Source organism: Streptomyces sp. NPDC092045, assembly GCF_044756005.1.
Lineage (GTDB): Bacteria > Actinomycetota > Actinomycetes > Streptomycetales > Streptomycetaceae > Streptomyces.
In genome coordinates this window covers 612,428-628,958 of record NZ_JBIVSC010000001.1, presented here as the reverse complement: position 1 = coordinate 628,958, position 16,531 = coordinate 612,428, and the positions used below count along the sequence as shown (strand labels likewise).

Genomic DNA, 16,531 nt, shown 5'->3' with positions numbered 1-16,531 from the left:
TCCCGGGCGTCCGGGCCCTCTTCGGCGGGTGCGTCCGTCGGGGCGGCGGCGTCCGGGGGCGCCCCGGCCGCCGTCGCGCCGGGGTCTTGAGCCCTCCCGTCCGTGTCCCCGGCCGGCCCGGTCGTCGTCCCCTCCGGCTCCGGGCCCGGCGAGGCGTCCCGGGGCGCTTCCCCCGTGCCCTCCGGGGTGCCCCGGACCGTTCCGCGCAGCAGTCGCGTCACTCGTCCCCGCCCTCCTTCTTCTCGTTCTCCTCCGCGCCGGCGACGGGGACCGCGCTCAGGGCCGCGACCTTCCACGTGTTCTCGCCGGTGCGGTTCAGGACGGCTTCCAGGCGCTTGCGGTCGGCGGTCGGGGCGGTGCCCCCGCGCGGGGTGACGTCGACGCGCACGGTCGCGATGAGCTTCGCCGTACCGGCGCGCGTGTCGAGCGCGGTGAGCGCGGCCTCGGTGACCTCGGCCCGCGCCGAGGCGCCCACCGCGGGCGCGGTGCGGCCCAGTTCGGTGCGGAGCGGGCCGGTGGAGGCCTCGCGCCAGGCCCGTACGCCCGCTTCGGCGCGCTCGCGGGTCGAGGCGTCCAGCGTGTTCAGGACCGTGAGGCGCTGCCGGCCCTCGGTGAGCGCCGCGTCCCGCTCGCGGCCGAAGGAGAGGCCCTCGTCGGAGCGGGCCTGCGCGTAGGTCCACGCGCCGGTCCCGCAGAAGCCGAGGGCGACGACGAGGGCGCCGGTGCCGAGGATCCTCGCCCGCCTCATCGCGCGCTCCCGGTGCCCAGGCCGAGGAGCCCGGCCATGTCCGTCGGCCCGGCGCCCTGGCCGGGCAGCGCGAGCGCGCCCGGCAGGGCCTGCTTCCGCGGGTCCGCCGTACCGGCCGCGCTGCCCGAGGGCAGGGAGCCCGGCTTGGCGGGGGCGGGCACGGGGCCGCCCTTCGGGGCGTTCGCCGAGCCGCGCACGTTGACCCCGGCCGCCGCGGAACCCGTGCAGGCCGCGCCGGTGTTGAGGGCGGGCGCGGTGCCCAGGTCGAGGCCGTTGCGGTAGCGAGTGCCGCCGTACCCGGAGGTGCAGGGCAGCGGTTTGAAGAAGGTGACGGCCATGCCGAAGTTGACCTTTCCGCCGTCGACGACGGTGGCTCCGGCCGAGACGGCCGCCGGGTACTTCACGAGGAGTTCCTCGATGCCGCGCTGCCGGGTGACGGCGACCTCCGAGGTGGTCAGGAGGTTGGCGAGGACGACGCCCAGGCTCGGGTCGAGGTCCCGCAGGAGGCCGCTGACCTGGCCGGCCGCGTCGGGGGTGACGGTCAGGACGCGCCGCAGGTCGGCGTCGGAGCCCTTGAGGGCGGCGGCGAGGTCGCGCGCGCCGGTGGCGAAGCCCCGGATGGCGCGGCTCTCGTCGGCCTGGGTGCGCAGGACGACCTCGCCGTCCTCGATGAGTCGGGTGGTGGACGGCAGGGCCCGGTCGGCGGCCTGGACGAACGCGCTGCCGTTGTCGAGGAGGGCCTGGAGGTCGTCGCCGTGTCCCTCGAAGGCCTTGCCGAACTCGTCGACGACCGTGCGCAGGGACTCCAGGGGCACGGAGGAGGTGAGGTCGTTCATGCTCGCGAGCACGTCGGTGACCGGGGCCGGCACCTGGGTGTCGTCCTGTTCGATGCGGGCGCCGTCGGCGAGGTAGGGGCCGCCGTCGCTCTCGGGACGCAGGTCGATGTACTGCTCGCCGACGGCGGAGAGTCCGGCGACCACGGCCCGCGCGTCGGCGGGGATCCGGGGGGCCGACTTCTTGATGCGCAGGTCGGCGACGACCCCTTCGGCGGTGAGGCCGATGTCGCCGACGCGGCCGACGGAGACGCCCCGGTAGGTGACGTCGGAGTGGGTGAACAGGCCTCCCGTACGGGCGAGGTGGACCTTGACGGTGTAGTGGTCGGCGACGCCGACGTGGCGGCCGAGGTCCGCGTAGCGGACGCCGACGAAACCGAGGACGAGGACGGCGATGACGAGGAACGCGAGGTTCTTCAGCCGTACGGTGCGGGTGATCACCGGTTCTCGCCTCCGTGCGTCGGGGTGCCGCCCGTGCGGACCGGGGGCAGCGGCAGGGTCGGTCCGGCGCCCTGCCCCTGGCGGGCACCCGGCTCGGGCTCCGGTTCGGGCTCGGGTTCGGGTTCCGGGTCGGTCGTCTCCGGGGACGACGGGGTGGGGGTGGGCTCCGTCTTGGGGATCAGGGGCGGGATCACCTCGGTGCCGGGGGCGGCGGCGAGGTGCAGATAGGCGTTGAGGTAGTCGCCCTTGATGCCCCGCATCACCTCGTCGGTGAAGGGGTACGTCAGCAGGACCTGGAGCGATTCGGGCAGGTCGGCACCGGCGTCCGCGAGCGCCTTCAGGGTCGGCGCGAGAGCCCTCAGGTCGGCGACCATGTCCTTCTTGCTGGCGTTGACGGTGGAGACGGCGACGCCGGACAGGGTGTCCAGGGCGCGCAGCATGGTGAGCAGGGAGCCCCGCTGGTTCTCCAGCGTCTTGAGGCCGGGCGAGAGACCGGTGAGGACGGTGTCGACGTCCTTCTTGCGGCCGGCGAGGGTGGCGGAGAGCCGGTTGATCCCGTCGAGGGCGCGGGTGATGTCGCCGCGGTGCGCGTCCAGGTCGGTGACCAGGGTGTTCACCCGCCTCAGCATCGAGCGGACCTCGGGCTCGCGTCCGCCGAGCGCCGCGTTGAGCTCCCGGGTGATGGTCTTGAGCTGGTTGACGCCGCCGCCGTTGAGCAGCAGGGACAGGGCGCCGAAGACCTCCTCGACCTCCGTGTTCCGGCTGGTGCGCGCCAGCGGGATGACGCTGCCGTCGACGAGCCGCCCGCCGTCGTCCTGCCGTGCGGCCGCCTGCCGCGCGCCGCCCCGCTCCGCGCCGCTCCGGTCCGGCGCGACGAGCTGGACGTACTTCTCGCCCAGGAGGCTGGACTGCTCCAGGCGGGCGCCGGCGTCGGCGGGCAGCCGGACGTCGCCGTTGATCTTCAGGGTGACCCGGGCGGTCCAGCTGCCGGGCACCAGCTCGATGGCGGTGACGCGGCCGACGGCCACGTCGTCGACCTTGACCGCGGACTGCGGCACGAGGCTCAGTACGTCCTGGAGTTCGGCGGTGACCGTGTAGGGGCGGGGGCCGAGGTCGGCGCCGCCGGGCAGCGGGAGGTCCTCGATGCCGTCGAACCGGAGCGGGTTCGCGGGGACCGCGCCGAGGACGACGGCGATGCCCAGGCCGAGGGCGACGGTGGCGACGGCTCCGGCGCCGAGGAGCTTCCCCGAGGGCGAGGTGCCGCGGCTCATCGCTCCCCCTTCCCGGTGCCCGTCGCGGAGCCGCCGGCCACCGGCAGCGGGAGCAGCGGTCCGCCCAGGCTGATCTCGTTGAGGTTGGCGCGGCCGTCGAGGGTGCGGGTGGCCGGGTTGTAGGTGTTGACGAGGTTGCCGGCGGCGAGCGGGCCGACGTCGAGGGCCTCGGCGAGGGAGGCGCGCTGGTCGACGAGGGTCTGGGTGAGGGGCACGAGCCGGTCGACGTTCTTCTTCAGCTCGCCGCGGTTGTCCTTGATGAAGGTCTTGACCTGGGCGAGGGCCTTGCCGAGCTCCTTGAGGGCGCCGGTGAGGTCGTCCTTGTTGTCGGCGAAGTGGCCGACGACCTCGTCCAGGCGCTCCTGCGCGGTGCGGACGTCGCCGTCCTTGTCCTTGAGCATGGTGGTGAAGGTCTGGAGCTGGGCGAGGCTGGTGAACAGCTGCTCGCTGCTGCCGTCGAGGGTCTTGGCGGCCTTGCCGAACTCCTCGATGGAGGTGCCGATGGAGGCGCCGTTGCCCTTGAGGTTCTTCGCGCCGGTGTTCAGGAGCTCGGACAGGGCGCCGGAGGAGTTGGCACCGTTCGGGCCGAGCGCCTCGCTCAGGTCGGTGATCGACGCGTAGAGCTGGTCGATCTCGACGGGGACGCGGTTGCGGGAGGCCGGCAGTTCGGCGCCGTCGGCAAGGGCGGGGCCGGTGCTGTAGGCGGGGGCGAGCTGGACGTAGCGGTCGGCGACGATGCTCGGGGCGACGACGGCGGCCCGGACGTCGGCGGGGACGCGGACGCCCTCGTCGAGGCGGAGCCGGACGCGGACGCGGGTGCCCTGCGGTTCGACGGACTCGACCTCCCCGACCCGCACGCCGAGGACGCGCAGGTCGGATCCGGCGTAGACGCCGACGGCCCGGTCGAAGTAGGCGATGATGCGGGTGCCGTCGGGTTCGAGGACGCGTACGGCGACGAATCCGCAGGCGGCGAGCACCACGAGGGCGACTCCGGCGGCGAGGGGCGTTCTGGGCCTGGTCATCATTCACCGCTCCCCTTGGCCGTCGCCGTCTGTTTCGGCGGCAGGCATCCGGTCGTGGGCTGCGAGGCTTCGGGCAGGTAGCTCCGGGGGACCACGCCGCACAGGTAGCTGTCGAACCAGCGCCCGTTGCCGAGGGTGTTGCCGACGAGCCGGTAGTACGGGCCGACGAGCGCGAGGGTCTTGTCGAGCTGGCCGCTGTTCTTCTCCAGGACGGCGGTGACGCGGCCGAGGGCCTTGAGGGTCGGGCCGAGCTGCCGGTCGTTGTCGCCGACGAGGCCGCCGAGCTGGGTGCCCAGTTCCCTGCTGCCCCTGAGCAGGGCGCGGATGGCGTCGCGGCGCTTCTTGAGCTCCCCGAGCAGGGAGCCGCCGTCCTCGATGAGCGTCTCGAAGCTGGACTTCTTGTCCTCCAGGGTCTTGGTGAACTTCTTGCTGTTCTCCAGGAGCCGGGCGAGTTCGGTGTCGCGCTTGGAGACCGACCGGGACAGCTCGGACAGGCCGGTGGCGGCGTTGCGGACGTGCGGCGGGGAGTTCTCGAAGGTGTCGGAGATGGTCTCGAAGCTCTCCGCGAGCTTCTCGGTGTCGAGGGCGTCGACGGTGCCGCTGAGGTCCTGGAAGGCCTGTGTCACGTCGTACGGGGAGGTGGTGCGGGACTGCGGGATGCGGGTGCCGGGGTCCTGCGGGGCGGAGCCCAGCGGGTCGAGCGCCAGGTACTTCTCCCCGAGGAGGGTCTTGATGGCGATGGCGGCGGTCGACCGGTCGCCGACCCAGGCGTCGCCGACCTCGAACGTCACCTTTACCTTGGGTCCGTCGAGGGCGACTGCGGTGACCTTGCCGACCTTGACGCCGGCGATGCGCACCTCGTCGCCCTCGTCGAGTCCGGCGGCCTCGGTGAAGTCGGCGCTGTAGGCGGTGTCGCCGCCGACGAGGGGGAGCCGTTCCACGTTGTAGGCCAGGGCGGCGAGGAGGGCGAGGAGCAGGAGCCCGACGACCGCGACGGCCACGGGGCTGCGTTCCTTGACCGGCTTGAACCGGGGGCGGGGGCTCATCCGCGGCACCTCGATTCGGTGACGGCGACGCCGGTCGGGGGCTTGGAGCCGTCGGAGGTTCCCACGCCGCTCACGCGCGCCTCGCAGAGGTAGAGGTTGAACCACGACCCGTACGAGGAGAGGCGGGCCAGGGCGGTCAGCTTGGCGGGGGTGTTGGCGAGGAAGGACTCGATGCGGGGCGTGTTCTCGCCGAGGTTCCCGGAGAGCCGGCCCAGTTCGCGGATGTCCTGCTTGAGGGGCGCGCGGCCCTCCTGGAACAGTCCGGCGGTCGTGGTGGTGAGGTCGCCGATGGCCTGGACGGCCTGGCCGAGGGGCTTGCGGTCGGCGTTGAAGCCGGTGACGAGCTTCTGGAGGGTGACGACGAGCTCGTTGAAGCCGGCCTCGCGGGTGTTGAGGGTGGTCAGGACGGTGTTGAGGTGGGTGACGACCTGGCCGATGACCTTGTCCTTGGCGGCGACGGTCTTCGTGAGGGAGCCGATGTGGCGCAGGAGGCTGTCGACGGTTCCGCTCTCGCCCTGGAGGACCTGGACGAGGGAGCCGGCGAGGTCGTTGACGTCGGCGGGCGAGAGGCCCTCGAACAGCGGCTTGAAGCCGTTGAACAGCAGGGTGAGGTCGAGCGCGGGCGTGGTGCGCTCCAGGGGGATGGTGTCGCCGTCCTGGAGGGTGCCGGCGAGGTCCCCGCTGCCGCGGTCGAGGGAGACGTACCGCTGTCCGACCATGTTGAGGTACTTCACGGCGGCGGTCGCGGAGCGGGGCAGGGAGCGGTCCTCGCGGACCGTGAAGGTGACCTGGGCGGTGCGGCGTTCGACGACGCGCACGCCGGTCACCTCGCCCACCTTCACCCCGGCGATGCGGACGGAGTCGCCCTCGGAGAGGCCGGTGACGTCGGTGAAAAGCGCCTTGTACGAGCGGGTGGCGGAGCCGACGCCGGTGTTGGCGATGCTGAGGCCGAGGATGGTGGTGGCGAGGGCCGTGACGAGGACGAACACCAGGGACTTCAGGACCGTCCCGGTCAGACCGCGCCGTCGCGTGTGGGCGGGGGGCTTCGTCATCGGAGGGTCACCTCCGCTCCGCGGAAGGCCGGTCCGGCGAGGAGGCTGCTCCAGTCCGGCAGGTCGCCGGGCCGCTTCTTCGCGGCGGGGGCGAGGAGTTCGTTGACGAGGTCGTTCTCCTGCGGGGAGTTGGCGGGGCCGAGGTCCTGGTCGGCGGCGGCGGAGGCCCGGGCGGCGGGCGCGGCCGGGACGCCGAGGTAGGGCACGGGGTGGCAGCGCGGGCCGCCGCCGGAGCCGTAGGAGGGGGCGTCGCGGCCGGGGACGTAGGCGCCGCGCGCGGGCACGTTGGTGACGTTCACGTGGAGTCCCGGCCGGTTGGTGCCCTTGCCGAGCGCCTTGTCCATGGCGGGCACGAACTGGGCGAGGGTGCGCAGGGTGCAGGGGAAGGACGGGGAGTACTCGGCGAGCAGCTCCAGGGTGGGCCTGCTCGTGGCGCTGAGCCGGATGATGTTGTCCTTGTTCTGGCGCAGGAAGGCGGTCAGGTCCTGGGCCGTCCGGGTGGTGGCGCCGGAGGTGCCGGCCAGTTCGGCCTCCTTCTCGGCGAGGGTGCCGCTGGTGGTGGTGAAGTCGGTGAGCGCGGTGACGATGTCCGGGGCGGCGTCCGCGTAGAGGTGGCTGACCTTCACGAGTTCTTTCAGGTCGCGGTTGAGGGCGGGCAGGTGGGGGTTGAACTCGCGCAGGTGGGCGTCGAGCCGGCCGAGGGTGTCGCCGAGCTGGTCGCCGCGCCCCTCCAGGGCCTGGGAGACGGCCGAGAGGGTCGCCGAGAGCTTCTGCGGCTGGACGGCGGTCAGCAGCGGCAGGACGTTGTCGAGGACCTGCTGGAGTTCGACGGCGTTGTCCGAGCGGTCCTCGGGGATGACGGCTCCGGGGCCGAGCGGCTTCGCCGAGGGGTTCCCGGGCGGTACGAGGGCGACGAACCGCTCGCCGAACAGCGTGGTGGGCAGCATCTGGGCGCGTACGTCGGAGGGGACGTGGTCCAGGGTCCCGGGCCGCATGGCGAGGGTGAGCCGGGCTCCGGTGCCGGTGGTGTCGATGGCGCGGACCTCGCCGACGACGACGCCGCGCAGCTTGACCTCGGCGCCGAGGTGCATCTCGTTGCCGATGCTGCCGGTCTCGACGACGACCGGGTCGGAGTCGGTGAAGCGCTTCTCGTAGACGGCGACCGCCAGCCAGGCGAGCAGGGCGGGCACCAGCAGGAAGACGACGCCGGCGGACCGGCGGCGCAGGGTCTCGCCTCGTGGATCGCTCATCTCACCCCGCCACCTTCACGGTCGTGGTCGCGCCCCAGAGGGCCAGCGACAGGAAGAAGTCGGTGACGCTGATCAGCACGATGGCGTTGCGCACGGAGCGGCCGACGGCGATGCCGACGCCGGCGGGGCCGCCGGAGGCGCGGAAGCCGTAGTAGCAGTGGGCGATGATCACCATCACGCTGAAGATCAGCACTTTGAGCACCGACAGGAGGACGTCCGTCGGTGACAGGAAGAGGTTGAAGTAGTGGTCGTAGGTCCCCGCCGACTGGCCGTTGAAGAGGACCGTGACGTAGCGGGAGGCCAGGTAGGAGGAGAGCAGGCCGATCGCGTAGAGCGGGACGATGGCGACGACGCCGGCGATGATCCGGGTGGTGACCAGGTACGGCATGGAGCGGATGCCCATGCCTTCGAGAGCGTCGACCTCCTCGTTGATGCGCATGGCGCCCAGCTGGGCGGTGAAGCCGGCGCCGACGGTCGCGGAGAGGGCGAGGCCGGCGACGAGCGGGGCGATCTCCCGGGTGTTGAAGTAGGCGGAGACGAAGCCGGTGAAGGCGGCGGTGCCGATCTGTTCGAGGGCCGCGTGGCCCTGGAGGCCGACGACGGTGCCGGTGAAGAGGGTCATCGCGACCATCACGCCGATGGTGCCGCCGATGACGCCGAGGCCGCCGGAGCCGAAGGCGACCTCGGCCAGCAGCCGTTGCACCTCCTTGAGGTAGCGGCGCAGGGTCCGCGGGATCCAGAGCAGCGCCCTGACGTAGAACAGGAGCTGGTCGCCGGAGCGGTCGAGCCAGACGAACGGGGAGGCCATCGGCCTCAGCCTCCCTTCGGCGGGACGATCTGCAGGTAGATGCCCGTCAGCACCATGTTCACGAAGAACAGCAGCAGGAAGGTGATGACGACGGACTGGTTGACGGCGTCGCCCACGCCCTTGGGGCCGCCGCGGGGGTTGAGTCCCCGGTAGGAGGCGACGATGCCCGCGATGAACCCGAAGATCAGGGCCTTGAGTTCGCTGATGTAGAGGTCGGGCAGCTGGGCGAGGGCGGAGAAGCTGGAGAGATAGGCGCCGGGGGTGCCGCCCTGGAGGATGATGTTGAAGAAGTAACCGCCCAGGGTGCCGACGACGGAGACCATGCCGTTGAGGAGCACGGCGACCGCCATGGTGGCGAGGACGCGCGGGACGACCAGGCGCTGCACGGGCGAGACGCCCATGACCTCCATGGCGTCGAGTTCCTCCCGGATCTTGCGGGAGCCGAGGTCGGCGCAGATGGCGGAGCCGCCGGCGCCGGCGATCAGGAGGGCGACGATGAGCGGGCTGGCCTGCTGGATGACGGCGAGGACGCTGGCGCCGCCGGTGAAGGACTGGGCGCCGAGCTGCTGGGTGAGCGAGCCGACCTGGAGGGCGATCACGGCGCCGAACGGGATCGAGACGAGCGCGGCCGGCAGGATGGTGACGCTCGCGACGAACCAGAACTGCTCGATGAACTCCCGGAACTGGAAGGGGCGCCGGAAGACGGCCCGGCTCACCTCGGCGGCGAGGGCGAAGAGGCGGCCGGTCTGCCGCAGCGCGCCGGTGATCACGCGCCGCTCCCGGCGGCCGGCACGCGCGGGGTGGGCGCCCCGGCGGTCCGCGCGTAGGTGTCCTGGATGGCGGTGCGGGCGGCGGGCGGCAGCCGGTCGAGCATGCCGAGGACCCGTTCGCGGCGGCGTGCGACGGCCGCGCGGGGCGGCAGGCCGGGCGAGGGTTCGAGCTGCGGGACGATGACGCGGGGCGCGTCCGCCCGTACGCCTCCGGCACCGTCCGCCTCGGCGGCGAGGGTGGCGGCGTCCTTCTCCTCGGACATGCCGATGGGGCCTTCGCGGCGGCCGGCGAGGAACTGGGTGACGACCGGTTCGTCGCTGGTGAGGAGGACTTCGCGGGGGCCGAAGGTGACGAGGTTGCCGCGGAAGAACATCCCCATGTTGTCGGGGACGGTGGCGGCGATGTCCAGGTTGTGGGTGACGATGAGCATCGTCGCGTCGATCCGCGCGTTGAGGTCGATGAGGAGCTGGGAGAGGTAGGCGGTGCGGACGGGGTCGAGCCCGGAGTCCGGTTCGTCGCACAGCACGATCTGCGGGTCGAGGACGAGGGCGCGGGCGAGGCCGGCGCGCTTGCGCATGCCGCCGCTGATCTCGCCCGGCAGCTTCCCCTCGGCGCCGAGGAGGCCGACGAGTTCGATCCGCTCCATGACGATGCGGCGGATCTCCGACTCCCGCTTGCGGGTGTGCTCGCGCAGCGGGAAGGCGATGTTGTCGAAGAGGGTCATGGAGCCGAAGAGGGCCCCGTCCTGGAACATGAGGCCGAAGAGCTTGCGGGTCTCGTAGATGTCGCGTTCGGGGCTGCTGACCATGTCGACCCCGTTGATGAGGACACGGCCCCGCTGGGGTTTCAGCAGTCCGATGAGCGATTTCAGGAAGACCGTCTTGCCGGTTCCGGAAGGGCCGAGCATCACGCTCACCTCTCCGGCCGGCAATGTCAGCGTCACGTCCTGCCAGATGTTCTGCTTGCCGAAGGACATGGTCAGACCCTCAACGGCTACTTCGATTCCCATACCACCTCCAGCAGGCGCGAGTCGGGCGTGCGCTGCGGGCGCACGTTAAGTCGGCGCGGATCACCGGGACAATAGGCGCGTCGCCGCGATCCTTGATCCATTGCCGTTCTTGTCACCGCGGAGACAAACCCCGGAGCGGTCTTTGTCTCCGCCGAGATACAGCGGGCGTCGCTTCTCCCCAGGGCCCGGAGGGCGGGTCTCCGGCGGTGGAGTTCGGCTCCGGTGCGGTGATCCGGTCGGCCCACGGGGCTGCGCCGACCTGCGACTGAGCGCCGCCCGGGGAACGTTACGGCCGAGTAACCTCCCGGGGCAATACCGGGTTCCGAGTTTTCGGAAGACGGGCAAGAACGGCCGGATATTTGTCATCGCGGAAACAGTCGCGCTCTCCGACTTGTCATCGGGAAGAGCGAATTCAGGCCTCCCGGGGCCACTCGGACCCTTGCCGTCGCGGCTCGTTCCGCCCCTCCGGACGATCGATCATAATTGTCGACATTGCGCACCCAGGGACCAAGCCGATTCCCGTTATCGCTCACCCACTTGACAGGCAATGGGGCGACTTAAAAGAATCATGGACTTCGCCATTGTTCAGCTAAGTTTCCCGCAAGTAACGTCAGGTTTCGCGGCCAGGGAACAGCAGGCCGCCGGCCGCTCGTCCCCCTCCATGCGGCCACCCTTCTGCTGGTCAATCCCCAAGGAGAGTCCCAGAGCCATGAAGAAGCCCATCAGAAAGCTCGCCGTCGTCGCCGGTGGCGCCTCCGCCGCCCTCGCCCTCGCGATCTCCCCGGCCACCGCGGTGCCCTCGACCGTCTGGACCGTCAGCCCGGCGCCGTCCCCGATCGCCGCCTCCGCGACGAACACCGGGAACATCGTCCTGAGCGTCAACGGCATCGCCATGACGTGTACGCAGTCGACCGCCTCGGCCTCGCTGTTCAACGCCACGGGCAACCCGGCGACCGTCGCCTCGATCAGCGCCATCGCCTTCGGCGCCTCCGGCTCGCCCTGCACCAGCGTCCTGGGCAACGTGACCACCGTCGCCACCACGCCCTGGACCATCGTGGCCCAGGACTACAACGCCTCCACCGGCATCACCTCGGGCTACGTCGGCAACGTCGACGCCAAGGTGACCGTCGGCGCCTGCGTCTTCCGCGTGACCGGCAAGGCCTCCGGCACGTACCAGAACTCGACGGGCAAGCTGACCGTCAACAGCGTCGCCGGCGAGCTGACCGTCGTGTCGTCGACCAGCTGCGGCGCGGCGGTGCCGGTCGGCGCCAAGCCGCTCTTCAAGGGTGCCTACCTCGTCAAGAAGACGGGCACCACGACCATCCCGCAGATCGTCGGCTCCAACCCGTAAGGGTCCGCGAACCCGTGTCCGTCCGGCCGGCGCCACCGGCCGGACGGGCGCGGGCTGTCCGCGCACCCCACCACCCCTCCGCTCCCGCACGCGGGGGGCGACGCCCGCCGAGGAGAGTCCCGCACCGTGAAGAAGCCGATCAGGAAGCGCGGCATCGCCGCCGGAGCGGCCGCGGCCGCGTTCGTCCTCGCGGCGGCCCCTGCGTCGGCGGCCCCCTCGACCGTCTGGACCGTCGGTCCGTCACCGGTCGGCGTCTCCGCGACGAACAGCGCGAACGTCGTCGTGCTCATCGAACTCGTCGAGGACAACGGCATCGCCGTGACGTGCTCGCGGTCGTCCCTCTCGGGCGGCCTGAGGAGCGCCACCGGCAACCCCGCCACCGTCGGCACCGTCGACTCCTTCGCGTTCGGCGCCTCCGGCGCGCCCTGCAGCAGCGTGCTCGGCACCATGAGCTTCGCTCCCACCACCCCCTGGACCTTCGTCGCCCGGGACCACGACGCCTCCACCGGCGTCACCGCGGGTCACCTCGGCGACGTCGACATCAGGGTCACCTGGGGTGCCTGCGTCTTCCGCGTCCGCGGGACGATACCCGCCACCTACACCAACGCAACGGGCAGGCTGGCCCTCGCCGGCACGACCGGCGGTCTGCCCGTCGTCTCGCAGACCAACTGCGGTGCCTCCGCCCCGGTCGGCGCCAGTCTGATCGTCAAGGCCGGCTACCTGCTCAAGAAGACGGGCACCGCCACCGTTCCGACGATCGTCGGCTCCCACCCGTAAGAGTGCGGCTTCCCGCCTACGCGGACCTGCCGCGCCCCGCGCCGGCCCCTCCTCCCGTCGGCACCCAACGACCCGAGCGGAGCACACAGATGAGAGGCCCCGGGCCCACCACCCGATCTCCCCGCGTCCGCGCGCGCGGCGCGACGATCGCCGCGTTCGTGGCGCTCGCCCCCCTGCTCCCGGCCTCGGCCGTCGCCGTGGGGACGCTGAAGGTCGACACCGCGCTGTCCTACGTCTGCGCCCTGCCTTCGGGACAGCGGCCCGCGACGGTGCGGATCGCGGCGACCTTCCCCGAACGGGCTTCCGTGGGCGAGGAGATGCGCCCCACCGACGTCACCACGACGGTGGAGCTCCCCGCCGGGGCCGTGGCCGACCTCACCGCGCTCAAGGCCGCCACCGTACGGGCGGAGACACGGCTCGCGGTCGACGTGGCCCAGGGGGAGCAGCGCGCGGAAGCCGTGTGGAGCGGTACGTCGCAGCCCGTCGCCGTGCCCGCCGAAGGCCCCCTCGTGCTCACCACGGCCGGGGACGTCCCCTTCCTGACGACGGACGCCCCCGGCGAGCTGACCCTCGTCGCCGGAGCGCTGGCCGTCGACCTCGCCCCGAGCACGGCCGACGGCGCGGCCACCGCTCCCGCCTCCCTCTCCGTCACCTGCGCCCCCGGCCCGGACGCCGGGGAGCGCACGCGGCTCGTCACCCTCCCGGTCGGCGCGGACGTCCCCACCGCGGAACCGACCTCCCCTCCCGCGTCATCGGCCGTCCCTTCGCCGTCCGCCTCCTCGTCCGGCCCGCCCACGCCGTCGCTCCCGCCGGACCGGACGACCCCGGCAGGGCCGGAGACCACGAACGGGGCGAGCGGGGCCCCGAAGGGGCCGCGGGTCGGCCGGCGGGCGGACGACGGGACCGCACCGGCACCGGCGGCCCGGCCGGCCGCGCCCCCCTGTCTGACCGAGAACCCGACGCCCACGTCGCTGTCCGCCTACGTCACCGGCTACAGCAACGTGCGGAAGCAGAAAGGCGCCTCGCTCCTCCCGGTGTCCTGCATGCTGATCGAACAGGGCCTCTCGGGGGAGCCCCCCTACCCCCCTCCGACGGACGAGATCCACTTCTTCGTCCCGTCGACGGCCAACCTGTCCTACCAGGGGCGCAAGCAGACCCCGCCCTTCACCTCCACCTTCCTGTCCTTCGACTTCCAGCCGGTCACGGCGACCATGGTCCTGGAACAGGCCGGCCCCATCACGATCGAAGCGCTCCTGCGCATCTTCATGTCGGACTTCTCGAACTCCACGGACACCGTGGTCCGGGCACCACTCGTCCTGCGCGTCCTCGACGTCGAGGTCAACGGCGTCGCACTGGACGTGGGCCCCTCCTGCCGTACGGCGGAGCCGCTCACCTCCGCCGATCCCGACCCCTCCCGGCACCCCGGGAAGCATCTGGTGCTCCAGGGGAAGGGACGACTCGTCAACGGCACCGACGCCGTCGGCTACCTGCTCTCCAGCGGCGGCCCGCTCACCGGCGAGACGACCATTCCGGCCTTCAAGGGCTGCGGTGCCGACGGAGAGAACCTCGACCGGCTCCTCACCGCCTCCATCTCCGGCCCCGGCAACTACGTGAAGCAGACGCAGGGCCAGTCCTGTGCCGTCGATCCCAACGCCTGGAACCCGGCCGAGTGCACCGAGGACTCCCAGCCCCTCGTGATCCCCAAGCCCGAACGCTGACCCGCCCCGTCCCCTTCCGCCAGAAAGGCCTCCGTCATGCCCCTCGTCTCCTCCCGCACGAAGCTGGCCACCGTCTCCGCCCTCACCGCCCTCGGCGCCTTCGCCTCCATGGGCACGGCGACCGCCGCCCCCGAGCTGAACGGCGGCTGGGCCCCGTCCACCCGCTGCCCCGTCGACGCCCCGGCGATGCTCGCCGCCGACGGCCTGGACAGGGCGCCGCAGTGCGTCGCCTCCTTCTCCCTCAGCGGCTCCATCAAGCTGGGCAAGACGACGGTGAACACCGGGAAGACCAACCTCCAGATCGGCACCATCCAGAACTCCGACGGCACCAGCACGGTCGTCGCCCCGCCCGCCGGCGCGATCATCGCCGACTCCGCGACCGTCCCCGGCGGCCTGCTCGGCCTGATGTGTCCGAGCGACATCCCCTTCATCACCAGCATCTGCAAGCAGCTCTCCGACGGAAAGCTCAACAAGATCACCGCCACCCTGGAGTCGGCCGGCACCCCGTCGGACTTCGACCAGATCGCGGGCGTCCTCACCGACCAGCCGATCGTCACCCTCCCGGTCCGGATCCGCCTGGAGAACCCGTTCCTCGGCAGCAACTGCTACATCGGGACGAAGGAGAAGCCGATCCTCCTGCGCCCGCGCAACTTCACCGCCCCCGAGTTCGGCCTGGAGCGCTTCAGCGCCGACGGCACCGCGAACGAGGAGGGCGACGTGAGCCGCATCAACCTCCTCGGCTCCACCCAGGGCGACAACACCTTCGCCGTCCCCGGCGCCAGCGGCTGCGGCCTCGGGCTGCTCGGCCTGATCGACGGCGCGGTCAACCTCAAGACGGGCCTGCCCTCCCCCGCCGGGAAGAACAGCCTCGTCCTCAACAACACCCAGACCTATCTGACCGGCCTCTACGCGCCGGGCGTCGTCGCTCCCGACGCCGGGAAGGTCTTCTCGCAGAGCTGGCACTCCGCCGTAAAGTAACGGCCACCCAGGGGCGATTACCGGCCTAGTCGGCGGCGCACGCCCTCCCGGGGCGCCAACTCCTGCGCAAGTTGTGTACACCACCGAGCAGTTGTCCTAGCTTCAGCAGTCCCCGCAGGTACGCACCTGACGGCCGTGGCGGCGCCCCGTTCTCCGGGCAGGGCGCCGCACCGCCGTTCCCCCACCGGTCGCGCAGAAGAGCAAGGGATCGGTCCATGCCCGCTATCGCACAGCCGCCGAGCGTCGGCGAGCCCATCGACCCGCTCCCCCGGGAGTTCGCCGATCTGATGAGGCCGGAGATCCCCGGTCTCATCAAGGAGATCGGCGTGGAGGTCCAGCGGACCTATCCCGTGTACGCCCACCTCTTCAACGGGCCCCACTCGGACGCGATCCGCCAGGGCGTGGAGCAGGCCCTGGCGGCCTTCGTGGACCGGGTCGCCGACCCCGGCACGAACTCGGCCCTCCGCGACGAACTGCTGCGCAAGTTCGGCCGGGTGGAGGCCTACGAGGGCCGCGACCTCGACACCCTCCAGGGCGCCTACCGCCTCGGCGCCCGCATCGCGCTGCGCCGGGCCAAGAGCATCGGGCGCACGTACAACCTCTCCCCCACCCTCATCCTGGCCTTCGCGGACGCCCTCTTCGCCTACGTCGAGGAGCTGGAGGCGCTCTCCCGCGAGGGGTACGTCATGGTCCAGGGCCGCGCGATGTCGGACACCGCGGCGCTGCGCAGACAGCTCCTCCACCTCGTCCTCGCCGGACCGCCGCTGCCCCGGACGACCATCGCCGAGCTGTGCCGGGAGTCCTCCTGGGAACTGCCCGCCGAGTGCACCATGGTCGCCTTACGGGCGCCGGTCGCCGAACTCGTCCAGGCGGGCCTCGACCGGGACGTCCTCGCCGACCTCAGCCTCCCCCAGCCCCACCTGCTCATCCCCGGCCCGCTGACCGCCGAGCGCCTCGCGATGCTCGAATCCGCCCTGGCCGGCACCCCCGCCGTCGTCGGCCTGACCGTTCCGCCCCCGCAGGCCGCCCACTCCATCCGCTGGGCCCGGCGCGTCCTCCAGCTCGTCGACGACGGCATCGTGCCGGACGCGCCGCTCGTGCACTGCGAGGAGCACCTGACAACGTTGTGGTTGCTCTCCGACCCGGCGCTCGTCCACCACCTCGCCGCGCGCGAACTGGCGCCGCTCGACGGCCTGTCCGGCAGCCGGCGCGACCGGCTGATCGAGACCCTGCGCGTCCACGTTTCCACCCGGGCCCCGGCCGAGCAGGTCGGCGAGATGCTGGGCGTGCACGCCCAGACGGTCCGCTACCGGCTGCGGAACCTGGACAACCACTTCGGCGACCGGCTCCTCGACCCCGACCGCCGCTTCGCCCTCGAAGCGGTCCTGCGCTCGCTGCACCTGAGGGACGGGAAGCGGAAGGACTGAGTCCGGACGGGATCGCCTCCGTACGACCA

14 protein-coding genes and 1 pseudogene are annotated in these 16,531 nt (G+C 72.0%); 5 read left to right on the top strand and 10 right to left on the bottom strand.

All coding sequences use genetic code 11. The annotated features are described in order from the left end of the window. Window positions 1-217: 217 nt before the first annotated feature. From ACIQKA_RS02950 to ACIQKA_RS02905, 10 genes and pseudogenes are all read right to left on the bottom strand, one after another. Window positions 218-748, bottom strand: a complete 531-nt coding sequence (locus tag ACIQKA_RS02950) for a hypothetical protein (protein WP_391093882.1) — start codon at window positions 746-748, stop codon at window positions 218-220. Further along, window positions 745-2,022 carry an MCE family protein gene (locus tag ACIQKA_RS02945; protein WP_383435666.1) on the bottom strand — a complete coding sequence of 426 codons (1,278 nt, stop codon included), beginning with the start codon at window positions 2,020-2,022 and terminating at the stop codon, window positions 745-747. The genes ACIQKA_RS02950 and ACIQKA_RS02945 overlap by 4 nt, the downstream gene beginning before the upstream one ends. Then, window positions 2,019-3,293, bottom strand: coding sequence for an MlaD family protein (locus ACIQKA_RS02940; RefSeq protein WP_391093883.1), 1,275 nt, complete (start codon window positions 3,291-3,293; stop codon window positions 2,019-2,021). Before ACIQKA_RS02940 ends, ACIQKA_RS02945 begins: the two co-directional genes overlap by 4 nt. After that, on the bottom strand, window positions 3,290-4,315 hold the full coding sequence (locus ACIQKA_RS02935; RefSeq protein WP_402539766.1) for an MCE family protein: 1,026 nt from the start codon (window positions 4,313-4,315) through the stop codon (window positions 3,290-3,292). Before ACIQKA_RS02935 ends, ACIQKA_RS02940 begins: the two co-directional genes overlap by 4 nt. Continuing rightward, a complete protein-coding gene (locus tag ACIQKA_RS02930; protein ID WP_402539764.1) occupies window positions 4,315-5,361 on the bottom strand; it encodes an MCE family protein in 1,047 nt (348 codons plus the stop codon). The genes ACIQKA_RS02935 and ACIQKA_RS02930 overlap by 1 nt, the downstream gene beginning before the upstream one ends. After that, window positions 5,358-6,413 carry an MCE family protein gene (locus ACIQKA_RS02925; RefSeq protein WP_402539763.1) on the bottom strand — a complete coding sequence of 352 codons (1,056 nt, stop codon included), beginning with the start codon at window positions 6,411-6,413 and terminating at the stop codon, window positions 5,358-5,360. The genes ACIQKA_RS02930 and ACIQKA_RS02925 overlap by 4 nt, the downstream gene beginning before the upstream one ends. Continuing rightward, a complete protein-coding gene (locus tag ACIQKA_RS02920; protein WP_383442822.1) occupies window positions 6,410-7,663 on the bottom strand; it encodes an MCE family protein in 1,254 nt (417 codons plus the stop codon). The genes ACIQKA_RS02925 and ACIQKA_RS02920 overlap by 4 nt, the downstream gene beginning before the upstream one ends. A gap of 1 nt (window position 7,664) precedes the next feature. After that, on the bottom strand, window positions 7,665-8,471 hold the full coding sequence (locus ACIQKA_RS02915) for an ABC transporter permease (RefSeq protein ID WP_053645523.1): 807 nt from the start codon (window positions 8,469-8,471) through the stop codon (window positions 7,665-7,667). A 5-nt stretch (window positions 8,472-8,476) separates the two neighbouring features. Continuing rightward, window positions 8,477-9,226 (bottom strand): annotated as a pseudogene (locus ACIQKA_RS02910) (MlaE family ABC transporter permease); the annotation flags it as partial. Between the two features lie 11 nt (window positions 9,227-9,237). Continuing rightward, the gene (locus ACIQKA_RS02905; protein ID WP_383155453.1) at window positions 9,238-10,251 is read right to left on the bottom strand and encodes an ABC transporter ATP-binding protein; all 1,014 of its coding nucleotides are present in this window, start codon (window positions 10,249-10,251) and stop codon (window positions 9,238-9,240) included. 709 nt (window positions 10,252-10,960) lie between these two features. On the opposite strand from ACIQKA_RS02905, the gene ACIQKA_RS02900 reads away from it, so the two are divergent. The 5 genes from ACIQKA_RS02900 to ACIQKA_RS02880 all read left to right on the top strand — a co-directional run bounded on the left by ACIQKA_RS02900 (window position 10,961) and on the right by ACIQKA_RS02880 (window position 16,502). Next, window positions 10,961-11,602: a hypothetical protein gene (locus ACIQKA_RS02900; RefSeq protein ID WP_383155455.1), complete on the top strand. Its 642-nt coding sequence runs from the start codon at window positions 10,961-10,963 to the stop codon at window positions 11,600-11,602. A gap of 126 nt (window positions 11,603-11,728) precedes the next feature. Continuing rightward, window positions 11,729-12,379 carry a hypothetical protein gene (locus ACIQKA_RS02895; protein ID WP_402539761.1) on the top strand — a complete coding sequence of 217 codons (651 nt, stop codon included), beginning with the start codon at window positions 11,729-11,731 and terminating at the stop codon, window positions 12,377-12,379. 89 nt (window positions 12,380-12,468) lie between these two features. Beyond that, window positions 12,469-14,097: a DUF6801 domain-containing protein gene (locus tag ACIQKA_RS02890; RefSeq protein WP_402539760.1), complete on the top strand. Its 1,629-nt coding sequence runs from the start codon at window positions 12,469-12,471 to the stop codon at window positions 14,095-14,097. A 36-nt stretch (window positions 14,098-14,133) separates the two neighbouring features. Then, the gene (locus ACIQKA_RS02885) at window positions 14,134-15,075 is read left to right on the top strand and encodes a hypothetical protein (RefSeq protein WP_391093888.1); all 942 of its coding nucleotides are present in this window, start codon (window positions 14,134-14,136) and stop codon (window positions 15,073-15,075) included. Between the two features lie 215 nt (window positions 15,076-15,290). After that, window positions 15,291-16,502 carry a helix-turn-helix domain-containing protein gene (locus ACIQKA_RS02880; protein ID WP_383155463.1) on the top strand — a complete coding sequence of 404 codons (1,212 nt, stop codon included), beginning with the start codon at window positions 15,291-15,293 and terminating at the stop codon, window positions 16,500-16,502. Window positions 16,503-16,531 lie beyond the last annotated feature (29 nt).